Source organism: Wocania ichthyoenteri Th78 (genome assembly GCF_000789235.1).
Taxonomy (GTDB): Bacteria; Bacteroidota; Bacteroidia; order Flavobacteriales; family Flavobacteriaceae; genus Wocania_A; species Wocania_A ichthyoenteri.
The window spans coordinates 433565-447249 of sequence record NZ_KN525716.1 but is presented as its reverse complement, the minus strand read 5'-3'; the positions used below and the strand labels follow the sequence as shown (position 1 = coordinate 447249).

Here is a 13685-nt window from a genome sequence, read left to right as displayed (position 1 = left end):
TACATGCTAGAAAAAAAATAAATAAAAAACCCAAGATTTTATCTTGGGTTTTTACTTTGTAGCGAGAGGGGGGCACGATCCCCCGACCTCCGGGTTATGAAAATTCACAATCGAATATCAAAATAAGCTAAAACAATTGAAAATGAATGAATTAAGTGTTTTTTAATATCGTTTAAAACCAAAAAATGTTGTACCTATGTTGTACCCAAATTTTGTATCTTTATAATCAAGATAAAAATATGGCAACAGTTCAGGTAGTTTTACGAAAAAAAAAGAATGCCCAAAATTTATATCCAGTAACCATTCGAATAACAAAGGATAGAAAAACATCCTTTATTTCTACTGGTCAATATATAGATATAAAGTTTTGGGATGTTCAAAATAGGAGAGTTAAAAAATCTCACCCTAATGCTTCTCGCCTAAATCTTTTGATATTGAAAAAGCTTGCTCAAGCTAATGATAAACTATTAGACTCAGAAATTACTGAAGATTATATTTCTGCATCTCAGGTAAGTGAAAGCGTTAAAGGAAAGGATAAAATAGATTTTTTTAGTTTAGCAGATTTAGATCTTGAAAATTTAAAGAGTGCGGAAAAACACTCGCAGTACTTGACACAAAAGGGGAGAGTTAGAAAGTTTAAAAAGTTTGTTGGTAAGGATGTCCTACCTTTTAAGGAAATAACAATTTTTTTGCTGAAAAATTTTGAAAGTTATATTCTCAATCAGGAGAAAAGAAAACCGAGGACAGCCATAAACTACATGATATTGATTAGAAAAATCTATAACCTTGCCATTTCTGAAGGTTTGGCAGAGCATAGTAATTATCCATTTGGTAAGGGAAAAATTCAAATTCGGATCCCAGAATCAGATAAAGTAGGTTTGTCCATTGAAGAAGTAAAAATGCTTGAAAATGCCAGTGATTTAACAGTTGCGCAACAGAATGCTATTAATGTGTGGTTAACTAGTTTTTATTTTGCAGGGATAAGGGTAAGTGACGTTTTACAATTAAGAAAGTCTGATTTTAAGGATGGCAGGTTATTATATAGAATGAATAAAAACCAAAAAGTAGTCTCTCTAAAAGTGCCAGAAAAGGCCAAGACTATATTGGAATTGTATAAAGAACCTACTCTTGGCAATAATGACTTAATTTTTACTTATTTAAGAGGGACGAACTTTAGTGATGCAAAAGAGTTGTTAACCAGAATAAAAACATCAACTAGAACGCTAAATAGAAGGTTGGAATTGGTAGCTAAGCAATTGAAAATAGATAAGAAGCTAAGCATGCATATAGCACGACATAGTTTCGGAAATATATCTGGAGATAAGATTCCTATTCAAATGCTACAAAAGCTATATCGCCATTCTTCTATTACAACTACAATTGCTTATCAATCTAGTTTTATGAAAAAAGATACAGATGATGCTCTTGACAAGGTGATTAACTTTTAAAAAATTAAAATTTTTGTTGATAATCAGACTAACCCATAAGCAAACTTTCCAGTTCCTTCATATTGGAATTATGCTTTTCCGGGTTACTTTCCTTAAGTGCTAGCAAGTTTTGAAACTTCCATTGTATGGCTGGAAACTTTTCAAAATCATAAACACTCCAATCAGGAGAAGCCTTTTCAAAATTTATAATAAAATTTTTATCACTTTCGGTTAGCCCTTCTCGTACAACTTTAATTAGTTTTTCACGAGTTTGCTCAAAATCCGTATACGAAAAAGGTTTTTCTGTCATACCCATAAATTGGTTTGCAAAAGCTTGTTCTTGATTTATCAAATTAGGAAATAATACTTCTTTAATAGGCCTTTTACTGCTCAGCAATGTGAAGATAAAACCTTCTTTTATTTCTTGTGTAAATCCTTCATTTTCTAGCAAATCCTTTACATCAAATAAATCTCTTGGATGTTGTCTATCCAACGCAGCAACTATTTTTCCACCATACAACTGTCCAAAAGAGACTCCTTGAATTGAACAAAAGGCATCGAAATCTTCTTGCGCTTTATCGCATAAAACCAAACTACTAGTGTCACCAATCAAACCTCTGACACCTTGATTTACTTCAATTTTAATTAAAGCATCTTTATTACTTATTTGTAATTTTAGTTTGTCTTTTTCATGTACTACCAATAAATTTGGAAAAATTATATTCAGGCGTTTCTTTATTTCTCCTAAGGCACTATTAATATGAGTAAAAGAAGTTGTTCTATCTTCAATAGGTATATAGGTTAAGTCAATATCAACTGACAGCCTAGACATATCCCTTATAAATAAATTGATAGCCGTTCCACCATGAAGAGCAAAAGACTTTTCTTTTGCTACTTCAGGAATCACACTTAAAAGTAAACGCACTTGATTCTTATAATTATTCATCCACCAAATTTTTAGGAATCGTTATTTTATACTCTGGATCATACACACCATCAACAACGATTTGTCGCTTCCCTTTTCCCATGTCAATATTCTCAACCTTTACAAATTCCAGCCACGGATGGCGACATTTATTAGCTAGATATAAGAACAATCGTTTTACTTTTATGGATGTACAAGCTTCTAGCAGTTGTTGCACTTGATTAGGACGTAAATTATTCAAACCTTCCATGAGTTCATAACATTCTTTTAAATCTTGCTTTTTAGGAGCCAAATACAAGCACTCCATTATGGCTCTTGCTGCGCCTGATACTTTTATAGAAAATCCATTAACTTCTATTTCTGTCAAACCAAAATCAGCAGGCAAAAATGACGTAGAATAATAATTTATCTCCATACCCCAATTATAATTTTTCAACCAAGAAGGGATGCGCTCATGTTCATTTCCAAAAAGTGTAAACTGCTGTCTTGAAAATTCTAGATAATGAGCCTTTCCTAAAAGATTTAAAGCCGATTTACCACCTGGATGCACACCGAGCTTACCTTGTGATTGCAAAGCAAATACTGCTCCTTCAATGGTTGCAGTGTCACCGCTTTTTACAAAAGCTCCATTATTTAAAGGGGTTATCCAATTACTCTTTTTATATCTGCTCAATAACTGATGTGAATACCCATTTGCTACCAACCATGAAGTAAGGTAAACAGCATTTTGTGGCCAACCTCGTAAAAGATAGTTTATTTTATGTTCTTTTTCTAAACTCAAAGTATAGTTTTAAGTAAAAATATAAACCAAATATAAAAATTAGTTTATAATTATAGCTATTTATAAATTAAAAGTTTAGTTTTTATATTAAATTTAAACCATATTCGAATATGACATTATTTATTTTACAACAGAATACTGATAGTCAAAACCATTTTATGGAAAGAGGTTTTTGTTACAGAAAAAAATGTACATTATTAATTGTTTTAAAACTGAATTAAGATGTTTAAACCTCCCCAAATAAATTCTGATTACTTTCTTATTGTAAATTACGAAAAGCCCTTATTAACTGCTGTCGTTTCAAGTTACAAAAACAATGTTGGATATTATGTTCCAACTTTTGAGTTTGCTGAAGTTACTTCAAATGCAAAGGATTTTGATGAAACAAAACTAGGTGATGGAGAAATTGATGAACATTATATAAGTAGGGTTAGGTCTCAAGAATTCAACATTAAAGTACACAACTCACTAAAACGATTAAGGGGATGCAAATATTTAATTATTATCGGTCTATCCAAAAATCAAATAAGTTATTTAGATTTTTTAAATGATTACAATACAATATATGTGGATACGATTGAGGAAGTAGACTTTACCCTAAGCCATTTGGTTGAAAAATCAGGTTATCTTCCTTGTAATAGAAGCAATGCTTATGATGCTCTATATGTGTCAATAGAGAATAACTTAATGCTTCAAATCGATGAAAGCGCAGGAGATATAGTATTTGATGATTCTAATAAAAGGGGAGTCATAGTAGTAGATAGAGTTGATAATTCTACATTGCCTTTAGCGATAAGCTATGCAACAGCTGTAAATGCTAATTTAAAATTAATAGATTCACCTGATGTTGATAAATCAAAATATAGAATACTTATACAAAAGTGGAAAGAGAAAGCATCTGAAGGAATTGAAGACCAAGCTGCTTTTAACGATTTAAGTGCACTAATATACCCATCGCTTGAACATATTGATTTTTTGAAATATGAATTCGCAACTGTCTAATCCTAAATAAAAGACACAGAATCAAATATATTTATATTGATCATGGCTACTGTTTTTTATCTGAGTGTTCCTTATTCACAAATTGAAAACCACGTAATGCTGTGAACTTTGAAAATAGCCCTTTTTGAAATAAGTACAGTGAAGGAATAACAATAAATTACTTATCCAATTGCTTATTATCCTTATTTTGCCTAAACTCTGTGGGGGTCATATCTTTTTTTTCTTTGAAAACTTTGCTGAAATAGCGTGGAGAAGAAAAACCTAAATCGATTGCAATTTCGGTTATATTTTCCTCAGAATATAGTAAAAGGTTAGTCGCTTTCTCTATACGCATTTGAGTAACATAATCCATTGTGCTAATTCCAGTAAGAGCCTTGACCTTAAGCGATAATGAAGCCCTACTAATAAACATTTTATCTGTAAGGAATTTTAGATTTAATTTATTATTGCTTATATTTTCTGCTATTATATTATTTAGCTTTAATAAAAATTGCTCATCCACATTACTGATTGTTGTTTCTTCTGGGGCAATCATTGATAGCATATTATTTTCGTACCTAGACCTTACATTTGCTCTGTCTCTCAGTTGATTTCGAATAATCGTTAACAGAAATTCAATATCGAAAGGTTTTGATAGATATGCGTTCGCTCCTAATTTATACCCACGTAAGGTGTTATCCGCATCATTGAATGCAGTAAGTAAAATGATGGGAATATGACTAATATCAATATCTTTTTTAACATTTAGACAGAGATCAAAACCGTTCATTTTGTTCATCATAACATCACTGATAATAATATCTGGATGATATTGTTTTATTATAGTCAAAGCCTCAACCCCATCTTTAGCAATGTATGTATGCTTAAAATTCTCTTTTAAGCTATCTTTTATAAAACTTCTCAACTCTGGTTGATCTTCTACAATTATGATTGAATAGGGTTTTGTGTCAAAATATTCTGTTTTCTGATAATTTATATCTGAAGTGTTAAGTGCCATTGCCTCTGAATGACTTGCAATAACATTAGTTATTTGGGTAGGGAGTTCGAAATAAAATGTAGCGCCTTGTCCTATTTCATTTTTCTTTGCACCAATAACACCTCCATGCAGCTCTATTAGGGATTTAGAGTAAGAAAGGCCTATTCCGCTACCGTAAATATTATGGGACCCTTGATAAAAATCCGTAAATAGATTATTGAGATCCACACCGTCCAATCCGATACCCTGATCCTTTATGGAAACTATAACTTTATTTTCAAATTTTCTTGTAGACAGAACTACTTCAGTGTCTTCAATGGAGAATTTTAGTGCATTAGTTAACAGATTAGAAAGGACGGTTTTACACTTAGTTTTATCAAAAGGCACCTCATCTATTGATTGATCAAAGTCATATACAATCTGGGTTCTATGTACACGAAATTCGTGTTTAAAGTCATTTGCAACAGAATGAATCCAATTGTTTAGTTGATGAGGTTTCACATTAAGAGTCTCTTTGCCCACTTCTATTTTACGAATATCAAGAAGCGTATTGACAATATTCTTCATCTGTTTTACCTGTCTGAAGATGCTTTCAAGTTTTAAATTTAGTGACTCACTCGTTTTTTCAAATTTCAATAACCGCTCAAGTGGTGCATAAATAAGAGTAAGAGGTGTGCGAAGTTCGTGGCTGATATTTGTAAAGAACTGAACCTTGTCCTCATATGTTTTTTGCTTAATTTTTGCTATTTCCCATAACTGCTTTTTCCTTTTATTCTTTATGATAGATGAAGAAATAAAGAAGATAACAGCAAGAAGTACAAACAAAGTGGAAAGGATAAACCAAGCGCTTTGCCACCAAGCGGGAGTAACCGTAATGCCTAGTAATTCTGTGGGTTCTGTCCAGCCACCATTATTTGAATCACTGGAGACAAAAATAATATATTCTCCCACGGGCAATGAATAAATGGACAAAGTATGATCATAAGTCTCTATATTATTGCCGTTCAATCCACGGATATTATATCGGAATATATTTTTCTGAAACATATCTTTCCCCCTTACAATGACCTTTAAAGATAAAGAAGTAAAGTTCCAAGGTATCTTTATTTTATGGATTGCTTCGGTTATGTTATCTGCAACCGACACACCATTCAACATGACATCCATTAGCGTTACATTTGCTGATAAAGTGGTATTGAATGGGATATCCTTATCAATTTTACACAATCCTGTTGTTCCTCCCATATAAATGTCTCCTTCGCGGGAGAGCAGGTGTGCTTGACCAATATATTCATTGTGTGCAATACCATCAGACCCATTAAGAATTGTAAAGTAATTCTGATCTGATTTATAGGTATAAAGCATATTATTGGCACCTATCCACAGCCTTTCATGTTCATCAAAAACCAAGGAGTTGACCCCGTCAAAAAGTGTCGTCTCAATTTTATTTGTCGTATTATTTGTTGGATCTATGCAAACTATTCCTGAGGTGGTTCCTATCCAGAATCGCCCCTGTTTGTCTCGACAGGCATCTTTAATATAGACGAGAACATCTGGGGTGTAAAGGGTTTTAAATTGATTTGTTTGTCTATCAAGTTCAAATAGTTCTTCATGTGTAATAAAATAAGTTTTGGTACTATCTGATGCTATTTCTACTGGAGAACTGGAATTATATTCTATACCTTTGGAGGCTAGCTTAGTGAACGTCTTTTTTCGTATGTTATAAACATAAATATGGTTTCCATTTATTAGAATTTCGTCTTCAGCATATTTACTAATATTAATTAAAAATCCTGAAGCACTGTTCTTTCTGTTTTCCTCTGGATTAACAATAATAAAGGGGCGATAGCTTCCAGTTTGTTTATTAAAGATAACAAGACCTTCAGAAAAGAGGGATAATAGTAATTCGTGATCGCTATAATTAACCATGGATGACACTTTATCCCCTTTAGTCAATGGATAATGTTTAAATGTATTTGTAGCAGGGTCAAAAAGGTTAATCCCACCTCCATCTGTGCCTATCCATATTTTCCCATTCTCATCTTCAAGTAGACTTAATACAGCTTTGTTGCTTAGTCCATATGGGTTTCCAAAGGGTGCGTTCTGAAACCTATAGGTAAAGGTGTTTTTAATTCTTAATAACCCATCCATAACCGTTCCAATCCACATATTGTTTTGTAAGTCGTTATATAAACAGAATATTGAGTTTGTAGGAATTGAATTGATATCATCAGGTACATTTTTTATGGCGCTAAATGTAAAATCCTTAAGGGAAAGAATATTGATGCCTCCACCATCAGTGGCAACCCACAGCTCCCCATTTTTTTCTTCAAAGTCTAGTACAATATCATTTGTTAAAGGTGAATTTTTTGTAGAGAAGTGGTGTAAAAGTTTCCAATTGGAAGAATAGCAAAATACCCCTTTGCCGTAGGCTGTTAGCCAAATGCGTTGTTGGGAATCAACAAATATATTTACATAATCCGGATCGTTTAAAGAATCTATTTTCCGAATTTCTTTATTTTTGATATCGTAGAGGTACATTCCACGCCATCGACTATTCGCAAGTATTGTGTTTTCATTTAAGTAAACGAGTTGCTCAAATTGGATATTTGCATTGCCAGGCATTTTTATTTGGAGCGGCTTTAGTATGTTGACTTTATAGAAGAATTTATAAAGTATCCCTCCCTTTCCAGCGAATAGAACCCCGTCATCCATCAGTAAACAGGAAAATGCCTGGAAAGGCTCGTCTTGAAAATAGATGCGTTTAAATTTTTTGTTCTTCCTATCGTAAAGCGCTAAACCCCTACTTGTAGCGACCCATAAATTAAGTGAGGCATCTTCTGCAATGAAAACAATATCATTGCTGGGGAGTGAATTGACATCTTCTTTATCATAAGAAAACCCTTTTAATTCATAACCATCAAAACGGTTTAGTCCACCTTGTGTTCCTATCCACAAATTACCTCGATGATCATTTAAAATACACTTTACCTTGGATTGTAATAAGCCTTCTTTAATAGAGATTTGCTTAATACTATAGTTAGGCTTTCCAAAACACTTTAAATTAATAAAGATTAATAAGATTACCAATGACGATATTCTTATAAAAATTAAACCTTTAAACATAATGGTGTATTTGTCGATGATTCTTCAAAAATAAACCTTTTATTTAGTTATACCCTTTATGTAAAAGTATAAAATATATCAAAAGATTATAACAAACATCTAAATATATTGACACTTTCTAACAGAACACAAAAGTTTAATCTCTTTTTTAATTTTTTCATATTTCTAACTTCTACTTACATATTGACATACCAAATTTTATCCAAATCTACCAAGATGTGTATCGATAATTTTTGAATTTATCCTATCCGCATTGTAATATTTTCATAGTCTAGCAAATCTAGAATCTTCCTACTTATCATATTTATCAAGTGCTCAACAAGACCTGTTTTGGCATGAATTAGCAGATTTTAGACTTTTATTAGCAGATACTAGACATTGAAACTGAAAAAGAAACCGAACATTGTCATTCGAAATAGGGTTTATGTTTATGCTTACCCTCAATTCGGAACTATTAATTATTAACCAAATATCTATAATTATTTATTTATGGAAAGTTTAAAAGATTTTAAGATTTGCTTTCTTTTAATTGTTTCGCTACTTACTTCTTCTTTGTATGCCCAAACAGGAACAAAGGAAACTATACAGGTGAAAGGAAGGATTGTTGATTTATCAAATGAAGGAGCTGCTGGCGCTACTATACTAATAAAAGGCACGTCTCAGGGGACTTCTACCGACTTTGATGGTAATTATTCAATCAATGTTGAAAGTAAAGAAGCAATACTAGTTATCTCCTATGTTGGTTTTGTTACACAAGAAATTGTTGTTGGAGATAAAAAAATTATTAATGTTGTTTTAAGTGAAGACACGGAAATGCTTGATGATATTGTTGTAATCGCATATGGTGCAAAAACCAAGGCTACTGTTACAGGTGCGCTATCAACAATATCAAACAAAGAATTGACAAGGTTGCCAGTATCTAGTGTAACCAATATTTTAGGAGGTAGTCTTCCTGGTGTGGCTTCAGTTCAAAGTAGTGGGCAACCAGGTAAAGATGCTGCAACAATTTATGTTCGTGGAGCAGGATCATTAAGTAATGGAAGGTCTAAGCCATTAATTTTAGTAGATGGTGTTGAGCGTGATTTCTCCCTAATTGATCCTAATGAAATTGAATCTATTTCTGTTCTTAAAGATGCATCTTCTACAGCGGTTTTTGGGGTACGAGGTGCCAATGGTGTTGTTCTAGTAACTACGCGTAGAGGTAGAGTTGGAGAGCCAACTATATCTTTTAGTTCCTCTGTTGGATTCCAACAGCCAATCTCTTTAGTTTCGCAAGCGAGTAGTTATGAGTATGCTAAGTTTTGGAATATTAAAAAGGAGGCCGATAATGTTGCCGATCAAAGATTATATTTTACGAGAGAGGCGATTGAAGCATATAGAACAGGTTCTGATCCTATAATTCGCCCAAATATAAGTTGGAAGGATTATATGTTTCATGATTTATCGATGCAACAAAAAAACAATGTTAACGTATCTGGAGGTACCGAAAAGGTAAAGTACTTTGTATCATTTGGGCATTTATTTCAAAATGGATTGCTAAAACAATTTGAATCACTACCCTATGATAACAATTATAAGTATAATCGTTATAATTATCGTGCAAATATTGATGTAGCGCTTACTCCAACCACCACTATGAAATTAAATATTGGTGGTTATACGGGAAAGACTAATGAACCGCGAACCATAGAGTCAACAGATAATCCATGGGTCATCGCAACGGTTTGGGCATTACCTTTTGGAGGGCCTGGAATTATTGATGGTAAACGAACACTGCTACCAGGTGAAATGTTTCCGCTAGAAGGAGAAAGAGTTCGAGACGGACTGTTCACATTTTATGGATTGGGATATAATGAAACATCTAATACCCAACTTAATTTTGATTTAGATATCACTCAGAAATTAGATGTCTTAACTAAAGGTTTAAGTGCTTCTGTTAAAGGGGCATATGATAATAACTTCACTCTTAATAAGTACCGTGCAGGGGGAAGTGTAGAAGCTCAAATTGCAAGTTACAAATCGTTTTTGGATGATAATACAAAACCAATGACAGATCCAGATTATGATAAAACGATTGTTTATAGACCAGATCCATATGTGCCAGATACACCTCTTACGTATGCAGAGGATTATGGACGCGACCGTAATTGGTATCTAGAAGCACGAATAAATTATAAACGTTCGTTTGGAGATCATACTGTTAGCGGCTTGGCTTTATACAACCAAAACCGTAACTATTATCCAAATAGTTATCAATATTTACCAGCCAATTATGTAGGTCTGGTAGGACGCGCAACATACGACTACAAAAAGAAATACATTTTAGATTTGAATGTAGGATATAATGGATCGGAAAATTTTGCTCCGGGCAAAACACGTTATGGCTTATTTCCTGCTATATCTGGAGCTTGGGTAGCTACAAATGAAAACTTTATGAGAAATCAAAAAGCAATTCATTACTTAAAACTAAGAGCCTCATGGGGCCGTGTTGGTAGTGACGGAGGAATTAATAGCCGTTTCCTTTATATGCCAGGTATCTGGAACCCAAGTGGGTCATATAGTTTTGGGGTAAACAACCCGATTAACCAACAAGGGTTTGGTCTTGGGCTTGCAGGTAATGATCTAGTAACCTGGGAAACAGCTGAGAAGCAAAACTATGGTATCGATTTGGAGTTGTTTAACGGAAACTTAACTATAAATGCAGATTACTTTACAGAACATCGTGAAGGAATTTTGATTCCTCCAAGAAGAATCCCTTCAGTTATCGCAACCTCATTATCCGATTTAAATATTGGAATTGTAGATAATAAAGGATATGAACTGGCAATAGGCTGGAAGGATGAGATTTCAAATAATTTCAGTTATCACATCAACGCAAACGTGTCTTATGCAAAAAATAAGATTATTTATATGGATGAAGTTCCTAATACATATGATTATATGAACGCAACAGGGCATTCCACTGATCGTTATTCAGATGTTTACAAATACGAACGATTATACCAATACAGTGACTTTGATCAAGATGCTGATGGAAACCTAACTTTAAAGAGTGAGTTTGCTCAGCCTTTTGTGAATGTATATCCAGGAGATGCCATGTATGCTGATTTAAATGGTGATAATATTGTGAATGGAGATGATAAAATGGCCTATGGATATTCCACTAGACCAGAATACTTTTTCGGGTCAAATATCGGCTTCGAATGGAAGAATTTTAGTGTCTCAACGCAATGGATAGGTGCAACCCATGTTAACAAAATGTATGAAATTGAATATCGTATACCTTTTACAAATGCTGGAGTACGTGGATTGCTAGACTATTTCGTTGATGAAAGTTGGACGCCTGAAAATCAATTAGGAGCAACATTGCCTAGAGCCGCAGAAACGTCAGAATCATGGAACTCACAGGCCTCTACTTTATGGCTAAGAGATGCGTCTTACATTCGTTTAAAAACGCTGACCATTGGATATACGCTTCGTGATAATAAATTTCTTAGAAATTTTGGAATCAAAACCGCTTCTTTTTCATTAAGCGGTTATAACCTATTGACTTTTAGTTCATTAAAAACCATGGATCCAGAAGGTATTACGAATAACCTTGGAAGTTATCCACTTACGAAACAATATAATTTCGGACTTAACTTAAACTTTTAAAGATAACAAATATGAAAAGCATTATACAAACATGGTTATTAACATGTATTGGTCTTCTGATAGTTTCTTGTAGTGATTTAACTTTTGGAGATGAATTCCTTGGAACGCAACCAGAAATTTCAGGAGCTACAATTGATACATTGTTCAGTTCAAAAGAAAACTCAGACAAGGTTTTAACCAAGGCCTATACCTACCTTCCATATGGGCTTCCTACAGGAGGGGGCAACCATAACAAACTGGGTGGTGTTGTTCTTGAAAATATTACAGATATCAACCACAGTTTTAGAGGTAATATTGGCGATGGCCCTGCAAATCTATATTATAACGGCGCGTTAAGCTCTTCTATAAATGGTGTATTAATAGGTAGTGAAGCGTATCGCTATGGCGGTGAAGTAGATTGGTCTGCTATTCGATACAGTTGGTTGTACATAGAAAATATAGATAAAGTTAAGGACATGACTGCTAACGAAAAGTTAGAACGAATTGCCGAAGCTCAGGTTATTCTTGCAATATCTTATACTGATATGCTAAGAAATATTGGAGGGGTGCCTTGGCTAGATCACGCAATCAGTCCTAATGAAGAGTTGGTTTTTCCTAGAATTACCTTTGAAGAAACCGTAAATAATATTGTTGATTTATTAGATCAGGCAATCCCTAATTTGAAATGGAAACATGATGCTAGTAACGATGGGCGAATGGATAAAGCTGGCGCATTAGCTTTAAAATTAAGAGTACTGTTATTTGCTGCAAGTCCAACCTTTAACTCTGGCACGCCTTGGCATCCTAGTGCAGATACTTATACGAGTTATGGTAACTACGATATGCAAAGATGGGTTAGAGCTAAGGCTGCGGGTAAAGAATTTATGGATGCATTGACTTCTAATGGTCAATACGCTTTAACGCAACCCCTAGAAAACACACATCAAGCACGTAGAGAAGCCTATAGAAGTGCTTACTATGATCGAGGAGGATCAGAAACGCTAATATCAACCCGTAGAGGATATGATGAGGGCGTTCTTTATGACTTGTATTTCCCGAATCGTTACTATGTTGGCCCTACATTAAATTATGTAAATATGTTCTCATGGGCAGATGGCACCGATTTTCCTGAAGATTTTAATTGGGTTACTCCTTCCAAACAACCATTTTATGAGGGAAACACACCAACACGCGATCCAAGATTGTATGAAACTGTTGCTGTACCAGGAGATATGTATTTTAATAATACACCTGCTCCAGTGTATGTTAACCACCCTAATTTTAAAAATGGTAGTGGGTTTTTACAGATGAAATGGATTTTGCAAACAAGTGAAGATCGCTCTGGAAGACCAACGCAATGGCCTTACTTACGTTTGCCAGAAGCCTTGTTAAGTTATGCAGAAGCAATCAATGAAGCCGATGGAGCACCCAGTGCTACGGCATATAGTTTAATTAATGATATACGTGCCCGTGTAGGGCTTACTCCTATAGCCGAAGGATTGTCTAAAGAACAATTCCGTGAAGCCCTTTTGAAAGAACGCGCTTTGGAACTAGGTTTTGAAGAAGTTAGATGGTACGACTTAATCCGTTGGGGCAGAGAACAGGATTTTCGCAAGAGGCTGTATGGTTTAGATAGTAAAGGGAATGATCAAAACGCCCCTACTAGTTTTACGTTCAAAACAATAGAGCTAAACAAACGTTTTTGGGTAGATAATTGGGATACAAAATGGTATTTGTCACCAATTCCTCAAGTGGAGATTAATAAAGATTATGGGATGACTCAAAATCCCGGTTGGTAAACGTTAGTAATTTTTT

At 34.0% G+C, this 13685-nt stretch carries 7 protein-coding genes; 4 read left to right on the top strand and 3 right to left on the bottom strand.

The window, feature by feature from the left end; genetic code table 11:
- Positions 1 to 239: 239 nt before the first annotated feature.
- Positions 240 to 1448 carry a site-specific integrase gene (locus RG22_RS02125; RefSeq protein WP_034040457.1) on the top strand — a complete coding sequence of 403 codons (1209 nt, stop codon included), beginning with the start codon at positions 240 to 242 and terminating at the stop codon, positions 1446 to 1448.
- 28 nt (positions 1449 to 1476) lie between these two features.
- Here the strand turns inward: RG22_RS02125 and RG22_RS02120 are convergent, their stop codons facing one another.
- On the bottom strand, positions 1477 to 2373 hold the full coding sequence (locus RG22_RS02120; protein ID WP_034040455.1) for a nucleotidyl transferase AbiEii/AbiGii toxin family protein: 897 nt from the start codon (positions 2371 to 2373) through the stop codon (positions 1477 to 1479).
- Positions 2366 to 3133 carry a type IV toxin-antitoxin system AbiEi family antitoxin gene (locus RG22_RS02115; protein WP_034040453.1) on the bottom strand — a complete coding sequence of 256 codons (768 nt, stop codon included), beginning with the start codon at positions 3131 to 3133 and terminating at the stop codon, positions 2366 to 2368. Before RG22_RS02115 ends, RG22_RS02120 begins: the two co-directional genes overlap by 8 nt.
- Positions 3134 to 3355: 222 nt before the next feature.
- Between RG22_RS02115 and RG22_RS02110 the strand changes: the two genes are divergently transcribed.
- Positions 3356 to 4135, top strand: coding sequence for a hypothetical protein (locus tag RG22_RS02110; protein WP_034040450.1), 780 nt, complete (start codon positions 3356 to 3358; stop codon positions 4133 to 4135).
- Between the two features lie 157 nt (positions 4136 to 4292).
- Here the strand turns inward: RG22_RS02110 and RG22_RS02105 are convergent, their stop codons facing one another.
- On the bottom strand, positions 4293 to 8237 hold the full coding sequence (locus RG22_RS02105) for a two-component regulator propeller domain-containing protein (protein ID WP_034040448.1): 3945 nt from the start codon (positions 8235 to 8237) through the stop codon (positions 4293 to 4295).
- A gap of 489 nt (positions 8238 to 8726) precedes the next feature.
- Here RG22_RS02105 and RG22_RS02100 point away from each other — a divergent pair, with 489 nt between their 5' ends.
- A complete protein-coding gene (locus RG22_RS02100) occupies positions 8727 to 11891 on the top strand; it encodes a SusC/RagA family TonB-linked outer membrane protein (RefSeq protein WP_034040447.1) in 3165 nt (1054 codons plus the stop codon).
- 11 nt (positions 11892 to 11902) lie between these two features.
- On the top strand, positions 11903 to 13669 hold the full coding sequence (locus RG22_RS02095; RefSeq protein WP_034040446.1) for a RagB/SusD family nutrient uptake outer membrane protein: 1767 nt from the start codon (positions 11903 to 11905) through the stop codon (positions 13667 to 13669).
- Positions 13670 to 13685 lie beyond the last annotated feature (16 nt).

Bases quoted from the DNA above. Each gene is read 5' to 3' on its own strand.
- RG22_RS02125 (WP_034040457.1), top strand. From the start codon at position 240: ATGGCAACAGTTCAGGTAGTTTTACGAAAAAAAAAGAATGCCCAAAAT.
- RG22_RS02120 (WP_034040455.1), bottom strand. From the start codon at position 2,373: ATGAATAATTATAAGAATCAAGTGCGTTTACTTTTAAGTGTGATTCCT.
- RG22_RS02110 (WP_034040450.1), top strand. From the start codon at position 3,356: ATGTTTAAACCTCCCCAAATAAATTCTGATTACTTTCTTATTGTAAAT.
- RG22_RS02105 (WP_034040448.1), bottom strand. From the start codon at position 8,237: ATGTTTAAAGGTTTAATTTTTATAAGAATATCGTCATTGGTAATCTTA.
- RG22_RS02100 (WP_034040447.1), top strand. From the start codon at position 8,727: ATGGAAAGTTTAAAAGATTTTAAGATTTGCTTTCTTTTAATTGTTTCG.
- RG22_RS02095 (WP_034040446.1), top strand. From the start codon at position 11,903: ATGAAAAGCATTATACAAACATGGTTATTAACATGTATTGGTCTTCTG.